Below are 17,901 nucleotides of genomic sequence, written 5' to 3'. Positions count from 1 at the left end.
CTGCAAACACGATGTCTGAAGTCGTGTTTGCAAAATAACCAATTAGAACTTGTATGTACCACGTAAATAGTATGTACGTCCTGTTGGGTCACCATACCGAGGGTCATATCCGTATTGGAAATTATCTAAAACGTTTGAAGCAGATGGGTCTTCATCGAAAATATTTTTAATACCCGCTGTTAGCTCAAGATTTTTAAAGCCTTTATAGGTACCAGAAATATTGTAGAGGGTATAATCACTAACTTTGTGATGATCATATTGTTCTTCACCTATCTGATTTTGATCATCGTAACCACGTACAAACTGTTGTTCAAAAACTAGTCTCCAATTTTCATATGCCCAGTTAATATTAGCTGTGTGTTTCCATCGGACAACAGCAGGGTCTTCATATAGGCCAACCTGTCCTGTCCATGGCTCACTTTTTGAGTCGCGATAATCTAGTTTGGATACATAAGTCCCATCAATTCCAAAGCCAAAACGGCCAGTGGATGTCATTGGAGTTAAATAATTCAGACTAATATCAAAACCTTCTGTTTTCATACCACCAGAGTTGAATAAGTTGGTTTTTATATAGTCGATAGTACCATCAGCATTTCTTACAAAAAGAGCAGAGTATTTTTCAGGTTCTCCAAAGATTGTGGCTTCTCCCACCTGAGCAATCAGGTCGTCAATTTTAATATTGAAATAGTCAACCGTTAGTACAAGGTTTTTAATTGGCTCGAAAACAAAGCCAGCAGTAAATGATTTTGATTCTTCAGGTTGTAAATCTTTTGAGCCTCCCTGTAATTTCATAAATTGAGTATTACAAAAGTCATTTTTATTTTTCCCTTCTACGACCTCACCGCCTGGGCAGTAAAGTGGGTCATTATATTTTGCACCAGTATAAGTTTTGCTTTGAGCCGCATTAATCTCATATAGGCTTGGTGCACGGAAACCTGTGCTATATGAGGTACGGAACATGAGTTGTTTTAATGGCTCCCAACGGATCGCGAATTTAGGGTTAAAAGTATCGCCAAAGTCACTATAGTCATCGTAACGAGCTGCAAGTTGTGCTTCGATCGTTTTGGTTATAGGTATTTGTAATTCTGCAAATGCAGAGGTAATGTCTCGGTCGCCAGAATTATCAGGTTTACTAGGGTCTGTACCACTACTAGGAGCTTGACGGACTAAATCTGCATTAATATGTTGTTTCCAATCTTGATTAGTAAAGCTGCCTCCTAAAGCAAAACCAACCTCACCAGCAGGTAAAGTAAAAATAGGACGGCTAATACTGAAGTCAGCAGTAGTGGATTCTAAAGTTGCTTCATTATATTTTCCTTTAACTGATAAACTGTTCCAGATATTAGGATCACTACTTTCACCAAATGGGTTTAATGTTCCGTTATTTAAGGCATCTTGTAATTTAGTCTTATTTAATTGACCAGTAACGAAATTATCTGAGGCTTCACTTTTTGCATAGGTAATACCTGTGTTTAAATCCCATCCCCATACGTCACCTTCCAGACCAGCAAAAAGCCGATATGATTCATTAATTGATTTAGCTATACGGTTCCCAGCATGTGAGCGTAAATAGAGTTCTAGGGGGGCACCACTTAACCCATTAACGCTAGGAACAATACCATTGCCTGGATAATATGGACTATCACTTGGAAGGGTGACGCGAGTTGAAAGATTGCTACGGCTAAAAGGATCTGGAGCAACAGAAGTGATAACTTCACTACGTGAATAAATATATTCACCAATAGCATTTAAATTATCATTAACTTTGAATGTACCACGTCCTAAAACAGAAACGTTTTCTACGTCAGGTTTGATACCTATCAAAGCTTGAGTATTTGCATAACAGAATCCCTCTTCTGCTGACTCTGTGGGGCCCAAACATTGACCATTTTGAGCATAGGGATTTCCAGAAACTCCAGATATAGGATCATAAAAATTTGAGGTAAACGCATTAGCAGAGCGTCCATCAAGACCGAGTTCTGGTAATACTCCGCCACGTTCAGAAATTTTTCGGTCTTTTGCCATAATGCCGTTAGTACGACGATAATCTACAACACCGAAAATATTAAAACCATCTTCATCTAAGTCGCCATAGCCACCAAAGATAGAAATATCTTGTTTGTCACCACCTTTGTGTTCTGGTTGTAACAAGCCTGCGCTAATACCCACACCTTGATATGTTTTTTTTGTAATGAAATTAATAACCCCTGCAACAGCATCGGCACCATAAACTGCTGAGGCACCATCACGTAAAACTTCAATACGATCAATCATTGCTAAAGGAATAATATTTAGGTTTACGGTGGAAGTACCAAAAGGGTTCGCTGCGAGGCGTCGTCCATTAAGTAAAACGAGTGTTTTATCGCTACCTAAACCCCGAAGGTTAGCGGTAGAACCATCGGTATTACTGGCACCCACATTCTGGTCAGTTGAAAAACCTGCCTGATTTGAACTTACACGGGTTAATGCCTCTTCAACTGTAGTAACGCCAGCATTTGCGAGATCTTCGCCTTTAATAATGGTAATAGGTGAAGCACTTTGTGCTGCAACTCCTTTGATTGAAGAACCTGTAACGGCAACTTTTACGACTTTTGTTGGTTTTTCATCACTACTTGATTGTTCAGTTTCTGCTGCCTGTGCCAGGGTAAGACACATCATACTTAAACTAAGGGTGCTTAATTTAAGAATTGTTTTGCTGATCTTGGGGGTTGCCTGAGATCGAACATTGTATTTTTTTTTCATCGTGGATTTGATCCCTTTTTGTTGTCGTTAGCGATATTGCTGGAAAGTTTTTAAGCAAAGCAAGTGCCAACTATATATTTTTCTTTTTTTAGTTTATGCAAAATATTGATATATATTGATTTTATTGTGATTCAGTACGAAGATTCATCTGTTATTAAACAAAAATAAATTTTCCGTTTGGAAAATTTTTGATCGCTGGCCAAAAGTTTCAAATTTTTTTGTATAAAAAATATACATTGCTGGACTCTTCACATGCTTAATAAATAAAAATGTATCGTTTTAGAACCTTTTTATATGTAATGTTATAATATTTATTGCTATGTCTTTGAGTTGTATTTTTATTATAAATCAATATATTGAATGGTAGTTATGTGTGGGGGGAGCTTGATCTAATGTGGAACATAATTAATTTTTAATGTATTTTATTTGTGCATTTAAGGTATTAGATGATTAACATATGCAAATATAATATTTGGCAAAAAGTTACTTTTATCTATATAGTTCAAACCATTTTAAGTACCTAATAAAAATATGAATTTCTAATATTATTAATTATTTTGTGATGAATATTAATAAATGGCATGAAATTCGCTTTATTTTCAGTAGTTACAAAAGATTGGGTTTTTGACTTTGTTTTTCCATTTGTTCAAATAAAAATGCTCATAGAAAAGTAAAGAATTAAACCTAAATAGGCTTATCTGTTGAAAAAGAACTTTTCTTATGCAGATTTAGATGTTACTCAAAAGGATAATATCTTTTAAAAAACTAATTACGTGGGTATGAACTTGAAATTAAAATTTTTTAAGCTCGCCATTTTAAGTCTGGCTATTACATCAGTTCCTTGTGCTTACGCAATTACGCCAGCGCAACCAAACAAAATTTTGCATGTTGCCTATGAAGCCCCAGATGATGGCTTTGATATGGTCAAAACCACCAATTTCTATAGCGCTAATATTGCTGAGGCAATTTTTGAGCCTTTACTTAAATATGACTATCTGGCACGCCCATTACAGTTAGCTCCCTATACAGTAGAGAGCCTGCCCAAAGTGGAACAAGACGGTAAAGTGTATACTTTTAAAATTAAGCCAGGTATCTATTTTACTAATGATCCCGCTTTTAAAGGTAAACGCCGTGAGCTAGTAGCCGAAGACTACGTCTATACAATTAAACGTATTCTAGATCCTAAAAATAGAGCACCGTCTGTTTCATTCATTGATGGTAAGTTACTAGGTGCCGATGCGGTTGTAGCCCAAGCAAAGAAAACTGGAAAATTTGATTATGCTGCTCCAATTGCAGGAGTCAAAGCACTTGATCGATATACTTTACAATTTACCTTAACTCGCCAAGACTATAATTTCCCTTATATTCTTGCCTATATTGCATTTGGCGGAGTTGCTAAAGAGGTTGTTGATTATTACGGTGACCGTATTGGTATGCATCCGGTAGGTACAGGCCCTTACATGTTAAGTAAATATGTACCAAGAAGTAAGGTCGAGTTGATTGCTAATCCTGATTATCGTGGTTTTGTCTGGAACTTTAAGTCGACAGGAACACTTTGGGATAACCAGCTTGTTAAGGAAATGTCTGGAAAGAAAATGCCACAAATTGGAAAGGTGGTGGTCAGTATTATTGAAGAACAACAGTCAAGATGGTTAGCTTTTCAGTCGGGTCAATTAGATTTTGACAAACTTACAGCAGATGCTGTTCCTCAAGCTTTAGATGGAAATCAGCTTAAAGCTTCTTTTAAGAAGAGAGGAATTAAACACTTCCCATATAAGGAACCAGAAATGACCTATACCATGATGAACATGCGTGATCCGGTGATTGGTGGTTTTAGCCCAGAAAAGATCGCTCTTCGTAGAGCAATTACGTTGGCATATAATCAAAAAGAAAGTATAAAACAGGCTTATAAAGGGCAAGCTGTTCGCGCTGAAATGTTTATACCTGAAGGCGTGAATGGCTATAACCCGAAATATAAAAGTAGCGTAGCGTACAACCCGTTGTTAGCAAATAAATTACTTGATTATTATGGTTATAAAAAAGGTGCTGATGGTTATAGAACCCAGCCAAACGGGAAACCTTTAATTTTAAAAATCAATACAGAAAATAGCTCGGCCTCAGTTATTCACTCAGAACTTTGGAAAAAGAATCTGGATGCGATTGGCATTCGAGCTGACTTTAAAGTGAGTAATTTTGCAGATAACTTAAAAGCCGCAACTCAATGTAAATATATGATATGGAGCGGGGCATGGATTGCTGACTATCCTGAAGGAGATAATTTTGCACAGTTGCTTTATGGACCAAATGCTGGACAGGGAAACCATGCTTGTTATCAGTCTAAAACATATGATGCTCTTTACACTCAGGCCATTCATTTACCACCGCAACAACGTCTACCATATTATGAAAAGCTTAATCGCCAGATTGAAGCTGATAACCCATGGATTGTTCATGTAACTCGAATTCGTAATTGGTTGATACGCCCACAAGTTCAGGGTTTTAAACCCCATCCTATGATGAATACAAACTGGCAATATCTTGATATTACCCCTATTAAAAAATAAATTTAGATAAAGATCATCATGACTGAAAATTTAAAACAAAAGCTCAAGCATTGTAGTATCAGCTTGCTATTCGCTAGTATGGCCTTAACGGGATCTACAAGTATTTTTGCGAAAAGCCCAGCCGATCCGAATAAAGTTTTACGTTATGTATTTCCAACAGCTGAGACAGGTTTCGACCCAGCTTATATCCATGATTTATATTCGGCGCATGTAACCACATCGATATTTGAAACTTTATATACCTATGATTATTTAGCAAGGCCGGCAAAGCTTATTCCGCAAATAGCAACTGCTATGCCAGAAGTCAGTGCCGATGGTCTGACCTATACCATTCACATTAAAAAGGGAATTTATTTTACGCCAGACCCTGTTTTTAAAGGCAAACCTAGAGAATTAACAGCCAATGATTATGCGTACTCTTTTAAGCGTTTATTGGACCCGAATCTGCGCTCTCCAAATAGCTGGTTATTAGAAAACAAAATTGAAGGTATGGATGCGTTAGTCAAAGCAGCTAATAAATCCGGAAAATTTAACTATGACCAAAAGGTAAGTGGTTTACAAACACCTGATAAATACACTTTGGTGATTCGTTTAGTTAAGCCAGACTATAACTTTCCTTTATTACTGGCCCATGACCCGACAGGTGCAGTGGCACGTGAAGTCATCGAAAAGTATAAAGACAAAGCCGGTTATGTTATGGGCCATCCTGTAGGTACAGGTCCTTATGTGCTGAGCAAGTGGATACCAGCATCGCGTATTGTTTTAAAAGCGAATCCTGATTATCGGGGCTTTACTTGGAACTTTAATGCCAGCAGCCCTGAAGATCAGGCAATTGTGAAGCGACTTAAAGGTAAAAAAATGCCCCAAATCGGCACAATTGATATTCAGGTGATGGAAGAAAACCAATCGCGGTGGCTAGCATTTCAGCGTGGTGAGGTTGATATATTTCAGCTTGAAGGCCAACTGGTCGCAAAAGCGGTTAAAGACGGTAAATTAAGACCTGAACTTGCTAAAGAAGGTGTGCAGTTATCTCGCATTGTTGACCCCGAAATTAGTTATATTTATTGGAATCTTAAAAATCCAGTTGTTGGGGGAATGAGTAAAGAGAAAATTGCTTTACGCCGTGCGATTGCGATGTCTCGTTCAATAGATCAAGAAATTAAACTAGTAAGAAATGATGATGCACAGCGTCTACATTTTCCAATTCCACCAGGTGTAGTGGGTAATGACCCTCAATACAGAACCAGTACGCCATATTCTGTGAAAGCAGCAAATTTACTATTAGATCGATATCACTATAAAAAAGATGCCTCAGGTTGGCGTACGCAACCAGACGGAAAACCACTTGTCATTGAATATATGGCTCGTAGTGACAGTATTGGCCAGCAAAGCGCTGAGCTGTGGAAAAAAAATTTTGATAGTTTGAATATCCGTATGGTCTTTAAACCCATGCTCTTTGCAGATCTTATTCGTGCGCAAAAACAATGTGACGGGATGTTCGGGTCTTCTGCATGGATAGCCGATTATCCAGATGGGGATAATTTTATGCAGAATTTTTATGGACCTAATACACATATGACGAACTGGTCTTGTGGTTCTATACCAGAGTTTGATCAGTTGTATCGCCAAACGCAACAAATGCAAGCAGGTCCTGAGAGAGATGCACTTTATCGAAAAATGACACGGTTGTTAGAAGTTTATATGCCTGTTCAAATCTCATATGCACGCTACCGGAATATGCTGGCTCAACCAAAAATCATTGGATATAAGAAGCATCCAATTTTACATGCAGAGTGGATGTATTTCGATATTGATACAAATACTAAATCTAATCATTAAATGAAAAAAATTGGAGATACAATGAAAAATAATGCACTGAAAATGACAACCTTATGTATGTTGACCATAGGTGTAAGTCAGTTTGCAACGGCAGAGACAACACGTCCTATTTTGCCATTACTTAAAGCACAACAACTTCCAGCATGGTGTGATGCGAATTTAAAAAAGATTCAGAAAGAGATTTCAAATTTTGAAAAAACACCTGTTAAAGATAATGCAGCAGCGGCACCTATATTGGCAAAATGGGATAAAATTTTTGCGCATTTTGAAGATTTCTCAGGTCCTATAAGTCTATATAGTAACGTAGACCCAGATGCAAAGTTACGTAAGGCAGCAGAAGACTGTGAAATCAAAATTAATCAGTTTCATACTGATATATTTCAAAATTCAAAATTATATAACGTCATTAAGAATACAAAAGCTACTGATCCGATAGACCAAAAATATCGTCAAGATATCTTAGATCAATTTGAAGACACAGGCGTTCAACTTGAGCCAGTAAAACGTGCACGAATGAAAGCTATTCTGGATGAGTTGACCAAACTCGAACAAGAATATGCCCGTAACGTCCGTGATAATCCAGAGAAACTTGAGTTTACTCCTGAAGAGATGAAAGGCTTACCTCAAAGTTATATTTCAGCATTAAAGAAAAATGCTAAAGGCAACTATTTATTAGGTTTTGAATATCCGGAATATCGTCCTTTTATGGAGTTGGCAGATAATGATGATGCCCGAAAAAGATATCAAATTGCCTTTACGCGACGGGGTACTGAACAAAATTTAAAACTACTTAAACAGGCAATTGATTTGCGTTATGAGCTTGCTCAGTTATTTGGAAAAGCAAGTTATGCAGATTGGGTTTTAAAAGACCGTATGGCTAAAACGCCTGAGGCTGTAAATCAATTTTTGGCAGAAGTACAAAAAACAGTAGCACCACTAGAACGCAAAGAAGTAGAAGAACTCCGAGCATTTAAAGCACAAACTTTAAAAACGCCATTAGAAAAAACCGAGATAACGCGTTGGAGTGAAGCTTATTGGAGTGAAAAACTTCGTAAGAGTAAATATCAGATTGATCAGGAAAAACTTCGTGATTATTTTCCAACCTTAGCTGCTCAAAAATGGTTGTTTGCCATTTCATCTGACCTTTATGGTATTGATTTTAAACCTGTCAAAGTTAAAGCATGGCAGGACGAAGTTGAATATTACGATGTAGTTGATAAGAAGACAGGAAAACTCCTTGGTGGCTTATATATGGATAAATTCCCTCGTGAAGGGAAGTATGGCCATGCCGCTGTTTGGGGAGTATATGGTGGTAGTACATTAACAAACCGCTTACCAGTTTCAGCCCTAGTTACGAACTTTAATCGTAAAGGGCTAAATAGCGATGAGCTTGAAACGTTTGTCCATGAGTTTGGTCATGCTCTACACGGCATTTTGTCAAATACCCGCTATACCAGTCAGTCTGGAACATCCGTAGAGCGTGATTTTGTAGAAGCACCATCTCAAATGTATGAAGAGTGGGCACGCCGTAAAGAGACTTTATCTAAAGTGGCTGATTATTGTGATCCAGCCTGCCCACGTGTTGACGATGAGTTAATTGCCCGTTTAAAAGCTGTACATAATTATGGTCGTGGCTTGCGTTATGCCCGTCAGACCCTTTATGCACAGTACGATATGTCATTGCATACTGCTGATGCTTTAAAAGTGAAACCTTTAGAAAATTGGCAAAAAATGGAAGCTGCTACAGCTTTGGGTTATGTACCAACAACAGAGTTTCCTGGGCAGTTTGGGCATTTGATGGGCGGTTATCAAGCTGGTTATTACGGCTATATGTGGTCTGAGGTTTTAGCTTTAGACATGCTTTCTGCTTATGGGGACAACCTTAATAACCCGCAAGTAGGGCAACGTTACCGTCAAACGATCTTATCGCAAGGTAGCCAAAAACCAGCAGCTGAATTAGTTAAAGATTTCCTCGGTCGTGATCCTGACAATAAAGCATTCTTTAACGAAATTACCGGACAACGGGTTAAATAAGGAATTATCACTATGCTGGCATATGTTATTCGGCGTTTATGGCAGATGATTCCAACTATGTTGGGGGTAGTCTTACTTATTTTTATTCTTTTTAACTGGGTAGGTGGCGATCCTGCTTATATTTTAGCGGGCAAGATGTCTAATCCTGAGCAGATCGAAAACATTCGTAAGCAGTTAGGTGTCGATCAGCCTTATTACGTTCAGCTCTGGATTTTCATTAAACAAATACTGACTTTTGATTATGGTGCGAGTTGGAGTACTGGCGAACCTGTTTCTCAAATTATTTTAACCCGATTAGGACCCTCACTCACGCTTCTAATTCCACTGACTATTTTACAGACGGTTATTTCAATTATTTTGGCATTGGCTGTTGCTGCGGTACGTGGATCTCTAACTGACCGCATGGTCATGATGCTATGCACTATTGGCATGTCGATCAGCATCTTAGTTTACATTATCGTTTTTCAATATGTTCTGGCGTATCAGCTAAGTTGGTTTCCTGTGCAAGGCTGGAGCGACACCTTTACTGATAATTTATTTAAGTTTGCCTTACTACCAATTCTAATCATGTTGGTGGTGAGTATTGCCCCGACTTTACGGTTATATCGTAGTTTCGTGCTTGATGAAATTAATCAGGACTATGTTCGAACAGCACGCGCTAAAGGTGTGGGTGAAAGCCGAATCTTAGGTGTACATGTACTGCGTAATGCTTCAATTCCGATTATTACCGACGTGATGTCAACTTTACCTGCATTGCTCATAGGCGCATTTTTAATTGAACGTTTTTTTGGTATTCCAGGGATTGGTCGAGAGGTGATTATTGCAGTTGAGCGAAGTGATTTTCCTGTCATTAAAGCAATTACAGTTTACATCGCAGCTGCAACCATGATTTTTAACCTGATTGCCGATTTGGTCTACAAAGTGGTTGATCCACGTGTACAGTTGAAGTAGGTGGGCTATGCTGAGCGTTTTATCAAAAAGAAAACAACAAACAAAAGCCGAAGCTCATTCATCTGGCATGTGGAAACTTGCCATGCGACGTCTTCGGGCCGACAAGATCGCGATGTCATCATTAGTGATTGTATTGCTTTATTTTATTATCTTGGTTCTATCAATGACGGGCGTGATTGCATCTGACTGGAATAAAGAAGTTGCTGTGAGTTATGCGCCACCCACATTTATAGGGGCAGACAAGACAACAGAAGCTGGACAAAATACAGCAGCAATTGAGGAAGAATTACCAGAAAATCCAGTTGATCCTTTAAAAGATGTAATTAACAAGCTTAAGGCTGAAATTAAACAAGAAAAGAGCTCTGGAAGTGCAATTGATTATTATGGTGTAGTTGACCCATTAGCTGATGATATGAAAGCGATCGATCAGCAACTGGGCGGACATCTACTAGATCAGCAAGCAGAACTGAAAAGTACCCTTGTGTTTGGAGCTGATAAATGGGGACAGGACGTTTTAAAGAAAACTATTAAAGGTGCTGAAACTTCAATTATTGTTGGGGTGATATCGGCTTTACTTGCAGTAGGAATTGGTACACTTTTAGGCGCAATTTCTGGATATTTCGGTGGTTGGGTTGATGATATTCTCAACTGGTTTTATAACATTTTTACCTCAATTCCATATTTGTTATTAGTTCTCGCGATTGCTGCAGTACTTCAACAAAAAGGCATTCTATCTATTGTTCTGATTTTGGGTTTAACGGGCTGGACAGGTGTTTATCGATTAATACGTGCGGAATATATGAAACACACTGCACGTGAGTACGTCCTTGCTGCCAAAGCAATTGGTGTTGGTCACTTCCGCCGTATGTTCATTCATATTTTTCCAAATGTCAGCCATATTGCTTTAGTCCAGATGTCAATTTTGGTGGTTTCTTTTATTAAATCTGAAGTCATTTTGAGTTTCTTAGGCTTCGGTGTACCGGTAGGCGTAGTGTCTTGGGGGAGCATGCTAAATGAGGCACAAAGTGAACTTCTTTTAGGCAAATGGTGGCAGCTTGTAGCAGCCTCTGTCGCAATGGCTGTTTTAGTTACTGCATTCTCAATGTTTACTGATGCTCTTCGTGATGCATTAGATCCAAAACTAAAATAAGAGGAAACCCTAATGTCAGAACAAGAAAATAAGAGTGTGCCATTACTTCACATTGAAAATTTACGTGTAAGTTTTAAAGGCGAAGACAAAAAGTATATCGAAACTGTAAAAGGAATCTCCTTTGATATTCCAGCAAATACCACTGTTGCTTTAGTTGGCGAGTCGGGTAGCGGCAAATCAGTTACTTCTTTGGCAACTATGGGCTTACTACCTGTAGGCCAAAGTAAAATTGATGAAAAAAGTAAGATTGTTTTTGAAGGAAAAGATTTACTGAGCTTATCCCGTAAAGAGATGCGACAAATCTGTGGTAAGGACATAGCCATGATTTTTCAGGAGCCGATGTCATCATTAAATCCTGTTTTTACGGTTGGCAATCAAATTGCAGAAATGTTGTGTTTACACATGGGTTTGAGCCGTAAACAGGCTCGACAACGTGTTTTAGAGTTGCTTAAAGAAGTAGGTATTCCTTCACCTGAAACTAAAATTGATGCTTATCCAAATCAACTTTCGGGTGGTCAACAGCAACGTGTCATGATTGCTATGGCGATTGCGTGTGAACCTAAACTGCTGATTGCTGATGAGCCTACCACTGCACTTGATGTCACTATTCAAAAACAGATTATTGATTTGCTCGAGTCATTGCGTAAGCGCCGTCAAATGTCGATGCTTTTTATTACTCACGATTTGGCTTTGGTTGGTGAAATTGCAGATAAAGTCATTGTAATGCGTCATGGCGAGATTAGAGAGCAAGGTGTTGTGGAACAGGTTCTTGAACAGCCTAAAGATGTATATACGAGAGCTTTGTTATATTGCCGCCCGCAAATGTCACAACGACCTTATCGATTGCCCGTGACGAGCGATTTTATGCGTCAAGAAGATGATGTATTGGTCGAACAAAGTTTTGACGTTTCAGAAATTCCTGAGCGCAAGCGTGGTTTAAATGGTGATGAGCAAATCATCTTAGAAGTAAAAGACCTGAAAAAAAGTTTTTATAGCCGTAAAGGCCTATTTGGCAAAGAAGAGTTTCAGGCCGTAAAAGGAGTTTCTTTTAAGCTGGCTAAGGGAAAAACTTTGGGTTTAGTCGGAGAGTCTGGATCAGGTAAAACGACTGTTGGGCTATTACTCATGCGTTTACATCAGGCATCTGGTGGGCAGGCTTTCATCGAAGGTAAAGATATTCTTTCATTAACTGAAAAAGAGTTTGCTAAATATCAACGTAAAATCCAGATCATCTTTCAAAATCCCTATGCGTCTCTTAATCCACGCTTTACCATTGGGCAGATTTTATTAGAGCCTATGCAAATTCATAAAATCGGTAAAGATGATGCAGAGCGTAAACAAATTGCCCTTGGACTGCTTGAGCGAGTCAATTTACCTGAACAAGCTTACTACCGATATCCGCATGAGTTTTCAGGTGGACAACGTCAACGTATTGCCATTGCACGCTGTTTAACGCTGAAGCCTGAAATTTTGATTTGTGATGAATCTGTTTCTGCACTAGATGTTTCAGTTCAGGCACAAGTACTTAACCTATTACAAGATTTACAAGATGAGTTTGGGCTGAGTTATATCTTTATTTCACATGACTTATCGGTTGTGAAATATATCTCTGATCAGGTCATGGTCATGAATCATGGAGAAGTTATTGAAATAGCCAATTCAGATGAACTCTATGCACATCCTCAACATGATTATACTAAACGACTATTAAAGGCGATTCCTCAAGGGATTCAACACATTTCATGAGCGTAAAGTTATGTCGTTAAGGGCACTTTCGAGTGCCTTTTTATTTGGTTTATGTGGTAAATGCTTATAAAATAAGAGAGATAAATGTAGAGTATTTTATTCTTGTTATGTGCGCTAATTTTAAACCTTTAACGTTTGCCCAATTACAGCAACTTCAGTTGCCTGTGGTCGGCTTTAGCTATGCCGAAGAGGTTTATCCTGCAGGAACAATGCCACTATTATTTAAATCACCACAAGGGCTTGAGTGGCGTGAAGTGATGTTCGGATTGGTTCCTAAATGGGCTGAAGATACAAATATAGCAAAACATACCTACAATGCCCGCCATGAGACTATTTTTCAAAAACCTAGCTTTCAAGAAGCTGCACTTAAATGTAAATTTGGTGTGATTCCAGTGACCGAATTTTATGAAAGTAAGTATATAAATGATAAACCTGAGCGGTGGGGTGTTCGCCGTAAAGATGGGCAGGCTTTTTTCATCGCAGCAATCTATGAAATTTGCAAAATAAATGAAACGATTATTCGTTCTGCAAGCATGTTGACGATGGATGCTATAGACCATCCGATGATGAAAGATTTTCATGAGCCAGGCGATGTTAAACGATCAGTTATTGTGATTCCACATGAACGACTAGATGAATGGTTAAGTTTAGAAACACCAGATATTTCCAGCTTTATCGAAGGCTTTCCAGTTGAAGAGTTTGAATGCTCTCATGTACCAAAAGAAAAAATTATAAAACCTACACCACAGTTAAGTATGTTTGACTAATCTATCTAAAATTAAGATGAGGTTATTGATCTCAAATTTGAATCAATAACCTATATCACTTATTCAATATTTTTACTTAATGTTTGTACCTCAGAGTCTTCAGCTAAATAGCTCAATTCAATCGGTGAAATCACAAAAGTTGTATTATCTGAGGCCTGTTTAAATACAAAGCCATATTCAAAAGATTGGCTATTTTTACTTGGTAACCAGAATAGATAAGGGCAGCCAGTATAACTACCATCCCAACCCATTTCTCTAGCGAGAGCCAACGCTGTATCAGATTTCGCTATGATTTCTTTGAGTGATTCTTTATCTCGTGTTGAGACATCACCATCATCATCTGCAAATGTTTGTAGAAACTCATTTAAGGGCTTAAGGTCTTCCCAGTTATGTTCTATTGTCGAGAAATGATATCCATATAGCATCATGTGCACTTTCTTCCATCTTGTTATTGTGTCCTTGAACATACCAAGAAATATATGAAAAGGAAATGGATAAATCTGATTTAAGTTGTTTATTTTTCATAACTTATAGATTGTTTTTTGTACGGAATAAAGACTTTTATAAATATTAAAATTATTCATATTACCTCAATAGCATAGGCGGAAAGTAACAATCCTAATGATTAGGATAAATGACTATTTTAGTAAATCAAACTGTTGGCGAATATAGAATTGTTCATAATTCACCTATAATAGAAATGAAACTATATAGAGCATATTTATGTTTATAACAACTACGCGCCCACAAGATAATTTAATTCACCAACTTCTGCCGATTTTGGAACAGGCGAGTCAGATTTTACTAGAAGAATATCAAAACTATTCTGCGGGTTATGAGTTTACTATTCATGAAAAGCAAGATGATTCACCTGTAACCCAAGCAGATCTAAAGGTAAATAGATTTTTATTAAAGCATCTTGCAGAGATTACTCCAGAGTTGCCTGTATTGTCTGAAGAAAGTGATTATAGTGCCCGTCATGACTGGTCTACATGTTGGATGTTAGATCCGCTTGATGGTACGAAAGAGTTTATACATGAACGTGATGAATTTACGATCAATCTAAGCTTGATCAACGGCAAAGAAACAGTTTTCTCAGTTATTGCCGTGCCATGTGAACAAGTGGTGTACTTAGGATATCTGCAAGATTTACCTTTTAAATATAGCTTTAGCCAACAACAATGGTATCAATATCAGGTCAATTCAACTTCGTTAGATGCCCCTATACAAATAGGACTTAGTCACGGTAGTAAAAATCCAAAATACCAAAAATTTATTCAACCTATAGAAAAAGAACATCGTATTATTCGACGAGAAGCTGGGAGTGCCTATAAGTTTTGCATGATGTTAGAAGGTGAAATAGATATTTACCCACGCTTTCATCCTACTTCTGAATGGGATACCAGTTCTGGTCAAGGTCTCTTAGAAAGTATAGGCGGTGGTTTACTTACTCTTGATGGAAAACCTTTTGAATATAACCAAAGAAGCACGGTTTTAAATAAGGGCTTTATCGCTTTTCGTGATCAGGAAAGCAAAAAAATAGCATTTGAAGCATTAGCCCAATCAGGTGTTATAGATTGAGAGTTATACCAGACATGTTATAGTGGCAAAGTATTGAAAAAAGATGACAAGATAAAGATGGCACTCGATTTATTGCCTAAAAGTATGTTTGAAGCAATTGATTTATTGCCCGATGCTTCAACTCCTGTAACCTTATTTACGCGCCATTCTTTAAGAGAACTTGTAGATGGGCAGGGCTTGGCTGGTTATGATCTCCAACTTACTCCTCAAGGACGTGAGCTTGCGCAGGCATGGGGTAATTACTTAATCAAAAATACAGATCGTGTTATTCAGCATTGTATTTCAAGTCCAATACAACGCTGTGTCGATACGGCGGCACTCATGATTGAAGGGGCTGACGATGTAAGTCCCCAATCAAATACTCATACGATTGAAATTATTGAGCAAGGGCTACTTGTTGAACCGGGTAGCTTTGTGTTGGATATACAACAAGCTGCTCCTTATTTTAAAAAGCAGGGTGCTTTAGGTTTTATTAATAGTTTTGTAAATAATGCATTACCTGGTATGAAACATCCCATTACAGGTGTTTTAGATGTACTAGAGCTTATTTACCGGACTCATCCAAAAACTAAAGGCGGTCTTAGTTTAGCCGTGAGTCATGACACGATTATTGCAGCAATTGTTGCTGTAATTTCTGGCGAGAATAAAATTAAGAAAGAAGACTGGCCGGAAATGATGGAAGGGTTATTTGTATGGTTTGAAGGTGAAGAGTTTCCAAATTGTAAATTAAAGTGGATTTGGAGAGGAAAGGCCTACGAACTGAATGTAGCTAAATTTCATAAAGTGCTATAAGCTCAAAAACAATAGATAATAAAAAAAGCCCTATTGGGCTTTTTTTACATGTTCAAATTAGTTAGCTAACGCTTTAACTTGAGCATTTAAACGGCTCTTATGACGAGCAGCTTTATTTTTGTGGATGATGCCTTTATCAGCCATGCGGTCGATTACAGGAACAGCTTTTTTGTAAGCTTCTGTAGCAACAGCATAATCACCACCAGCGATTGCACTTAAAGTACGTTTGATGTAGGTACGAACCATAGAACGCAAGCTTGCGTTGTGTTTACGCGCTGTAACGTTTTGACGCGCACGTTTTTTAGCTTGAGCAGAGTTTGCCACTCTTGCACTCCTTGAAAATAAGTTGGTCTGGGCGGGCTGTGGTCAATTCAGTAAACTGGTGTAACCATCACCAGCCCGTAAACAAGTGCCATATTGTGATGAATCAACACGGTGAAGTCAAGCCTTGCGAGCGTTTTAAGCGGTTTTAGGGGCTGCTAAAACGGTAAGAAAAGGTTAAATTTGATACAAACTTAAAGAGGGTTGGATAAAAAATGACTATAAGTACTAAAAAAGCAATTGTGATAGGTGCTACGGGACTTGTGGGTTTAGCGCTTGTCGAACAGCTTGAGCAAACACCAGAATTTGAAGCGATTACTGTTGTGGTAAGAAAAGAATCACAACTACTTAATACATATAAAAAAGTTACTCAACTTGTTATAGAGGACTTTTTATTACTCAATGATGAAGATGTGAATGGCCATACCCATGCTTTTAGCTGTCTTGGAACAACATTAAAAGTGGCTGGTTCAAAACAGGCTTTTTATGCCGTGGATTATGAAATCAATGCCCATTTAGCAGATCTAGTGCAAGATAAGCACATTCATTTACTGCTAGTGAGTGCCCTTGGAGCAAATGCAAACTCTCCAATTTTCTATAATAAAATGAAAGGACAGTTAGAGGATTATATTGAGAGCTTAGAACTCGAAAAACTATCTATTTTTAGACCGTCTTTACTGATTGGTAAACGCAGCGATGTACGGTTTATTGAAGACTTAGGGCAGAGTCTATTTAAACTTATTGAGAATAAATTTCAAAAGCCATTCAAATATAAGCCAGTAACTGTCGAGCAATTGGCTCATACGATGGTCGTAGCGGCGCTAACGCAAATTGAAGCCTTTAAACGATATGATAATCTGAGCATACAACAAACTCGATAAGGGAGTATTAAAGTGTCGACAGTACCATTTGTAACATGTGATTTATTAGATGATAACCCTGAAAAAGGCTTACAGGTTGTAATCCCATCAATGGATGGCAAGTTCTTTCAAAGTTATGGAGCTCGTAAAACTTTTGGGGGACAGGTTGTAACAGTAAAGTGCTTTGAAGATAACTCACGTGTAAAAGAGTTATTGGCAACAGATGGTACAGGTAAAGTATTAGTTGTGGATGGTGGTGCATCTATGCGCTGTGCACTCATGGGTGATTTGATTGCTGAGTCAGCAGTTAAAAACAACTGGAATGGTGTAGTGATTTACGGTTGTGTACGAGACGTTGATGCACTTGCGACCTTAGATTTGGGAGTACATGCATTGGCTGCAATTCCACAAAAAAGTAATCGTAAGGGCATTGGTGAGGTAGATATTAATTTGTATTTTGGTGGAGTCACAATTCAATCTGGTGATTTTATCTATGCTGATAATAATGGGATTGTGATAGCAAAAGAAAAATTAGTCTAATTCTCTAATATAAA

General features: G+C 38.0%; 14 protein-coding genes and 1 pseudogene. 11 read left to right on the top strand and 4 right to left on the bottom strand.

All coding sequences use genetic code 11. The annotated features are described in order from the left end of the window. Positions 1-42 precede the first annotated feature (42 nt). Together J536_RS05765 and J536_RS25655 are read right to left on the bottom strand one after the other, a co-directional pair. Complete coding sequence (locus J536_RS05765) at positions 43-2,742, bottom strand: TonB-dependent receptor (RefSeq protein ID WP_032057007.1); 2,700 nt, start codon at positions 2,740-2,742, stop codon at positions 43-45. Between the two features lie 520 nt (positions 2,743-3,262). Next, positions 3,263-3,384: pseudogene (locus J536_RS25655) on the bottom strand (hypothetical protein). A 131-nt stretch (positions 3,385-3,515) separates the two neighbouring features. Here J536_RS25655 and J536_RS05760 point away from each other — a divergent pair. The 7 genes from J536_RS05760 (at position 3,516) to J536_RS05730 (ending at position 13,793) form a co-directional block, all read left to right on the top strand. Beyond that, positions 3,516-5,306, top strand: coding sequence for an ABC transporter substrate-binding protein (locus tag J536_RS05760; RefSeq protein WP_081404089.1), 1,791 nt, complete (start codon positions 3,516-3,518; stop codon positions 5,304-5,306). Between the two features lie 15 nt (positions 5,307-5,321). Further along, complete coding sequence (locus tag J536_RS05755) at positions 5,322-7,145, top strand: ABC transporter substrate-binding protein (protein ID WP_080776874.1); 1,824 nt, start codon at positions 5,322-5,324, stop codon at positions 7,143-7,145. Then, the gene (locus J536_RS05750) at positions 7,146-9,179 is read left to right on the top strand and encodes a M3 family metallopeptidase (RefSeq protein WP_080776876.1); all 2,034 of its coding nucleotides are present in this window, start codon (positions 7,146-7,148) and stop codon (positions 9,177-9,179) included. It begins immediately after the preceding gene. Positions 9,180-9,191: 12 nt separating this feature from the next. Continuing rightward, the gene (locus tag J536_RS05745; protein WP_000881922.1) at positions 9,192-10,130 is read left to right on the top strand and encodes an ABC transporter permease; all 939 of its coding nucleotides are present in this window, start codon (positions 9,192-9,194) and stop codon (positions 10,128-10,130) included. Between the two features lie 7 nt (positions 10,131-10,137). After that, the gene (locus J536_RS05740; RefSeq protein WP_032057000.1) at positions 10,138-11,280 is read left to right on the top strand and encodes an ABC transporter permease; all 1,143 of its coding nucleotides are present in this window, start codon (positions 10,138-10,140) and stop codon (positions 11,278-11,280) included. Positions 11,281-11,292: 12 nt separating this feature from the next. Further along, positions 11,293-13,026: an ABC transporter ATP-binding protein gene (locus tag J536_RS05735; RefSeq protein WP_032056999.1), complete on the top strand. Its 1,734-nt coding sequence runs from the start codon at positions 11,293-11,295 to the stop codon at positions 13,024-13,026. A gap of 107 nt (positions 13,027-13,133) precedes the next feature. Further along, on the top strand, positions 13,134-13,793 hold the full coding sequence (locus J536_RS05730) for an SOS response-associated peptidase family protein (protein ID WP_031945788.1): 660 nt from the start codon (positions 13,134-13,136) through the stop codon (positions 13,791-13,793). A gap of 59 nt (positions 13,794-13,852) precedes the next feature. On the opposite strand, the gene J536_RS05725 is transcribed toward J536_RS05730, so the two are convergent. Continuing rightward, a complete protein-coding gene (locus J536_RS05725; protein ID WP_032062349.1) occupies positions 13,853-14,221 on the bottom strand; it encodes a hypothetical protein in 369 nt (122 codons plus the stop codon). A gap of 295 nt (positions 14,222-14,516) precedes the next feature. Here J536_RS05725 and J536_RS05720 point away from each other — a divergent pair, with 295 nt between their 5' ends. Then, positions 14,517-15,374: a 3'(2'),5'-bisphosphate nucleotidase CysQ family protein gene (locus tag J536_RS05720; RefSeq protein ID WP_032062347.1), complete on the top strand. Its 858-nt coding sequence runs from the start codon at positions 14,517-14,519 to the stop codon at positions 15,372-15,374. A 57-nt stretch (positions 15,375-15,431) separates the two neighbouring features. Then, entirely contained in the window at positions 15,432-16,166 is a 735-nt protein-coding gene (locus J536_RS05715; RefSeq protein WP_002117975.1) for a histidine phosphatase family protein, read from the top strand. Positions 16,167-16,223: 57 nt separating this feature from the next. On the opposite strand, the gene rpsT is transcribed toward J536_RS05715, so the two are convergent. Next, positions 16,224-16,490: a 30S ribosomal protein S20 gene (gene rpsT, locus J536_RS05710; RefSeq protein ID WP_002117906.1), complete on the bottom strand. Its 267-nt coding sequence runs from the start codon at positions 16,488-16,490 to the stop codon at positions 16,224-16,226. Positions 16,491-16,702: 212 nt separating this feature from the next. Between rpsT and J536_RS05705 the strand changes: the two genes are divergently transcribed. Beyond that, positions 16,703-17,368, top strand: coding sequence for an NAD(P)H-binding protein (locus J536_RS05705; protein ID WP_032062345.1), 666 nt, complete (start codon positions 16,703-16,705; stop codon positions 17,366-17,368). Between the two features lie 12 nt (positions 17,369-17,380). Further along, positions 17,381-17,887 carry a ribonuclease E activity regulator RraA gene (rraA, locus tag J536_RS05700; protein ID WP_005076226.1) on the top strand — a complete coding sequence of 169 codons (507 nt, stop codon included), beginning with the start codon at positions 17,381-17,383 and terminating at the stop codon, positions 17,885-17,887. Positions 17,888-17,901 lie beyond the last annotated feature (14 nt).

It is taken from the genome of Acinetobacter sp. 809848, from assembly GCF_000581275.1.
Taxonomy (GTDB): Bacteria; Pseudomonadota; Gammaproteobacteria; order Pseudomonadales; family Moraxellaceae; genus Acinetobacter; species Acinetobacter pittii.
This window is presented reverse-complemented; position numbering and strand designations above follow the sequence as displayed.

What these genes read in the sequence shown, in the direction of transcription:
- J536_RS05765 (WP_032057007.1), bottom strand. Translation starts at nt 2,742, where the DNA reads ATGAAAAAAAAATACAATGTTCGATCTCAGGCAACCCCCAAGATCAGC.
- J536_RS05730 (WP_031945788.1), top strand. Translation starts at nt 13,134, where the DNA reads ATGTGCGCTAATTTTAAACCTTTAACGTTTGCCCAATTACAGCAACTT.
- J536_RS05720 (WP_032062347.1), top strand. Translation starts at nt 14,517, where the DNA reads ATGTTTATAACAACTACGCGCCCACAAGATAATTTAATTCACCAACTT.
- J536_RS05735 (WP_032056999.1), top strand. Translation starts at nt 11,293, where the DNA reads ATGTCAGAACAAGAAAATAAGAGTGTGCCATTACTTCACATTGAAAAT.
- J536_RS05715 (WP_002117975.1), top strand. Translation starts at nt 15,432, where the DNA reads ATGGCACTCGATTTATTGCCTAAAAGTATGTTTGAAGCAATTGATTTA.
- J536_RS05725 (WP_032062349.1), bottom strand. Translation starts at nt 14,221, where the DNA reads ATGATGCTATATGGATATCATTTCTCGACAATAGAACATAACTGGGAA.
- J536_RS05705 (WP_032062345.1), top strand. Translation starts at nt 16,703, where the DNA reads ATGACTATAAGTACTAAAAAAGCAATTGTGATAGGTGCTACGGGACTT.
- J536_RS05745 (WP_000881922.1), top strand. Translation starts at nt 9,192, where the DNA reads ATGCTGGCATATGTTATTCGGCGTTTATGGCAGATGATTCCAACTATG.
- J536_RS05750 (WP_080776876.1), top strand. Translation starts at nt 7,146, where the DNA reads ATGAAAAAAATTGGAGATACAATGAAAAATAATGCACTGAAAATGACA.
- J536_RS05740 (WP_032057000.1), top strand. Translation starts at nt 10,138, where the DNA reads ATGCTGAGCGTTTTATCAAAAAGAAAACAACAAACAAAAGCCGAAGCT.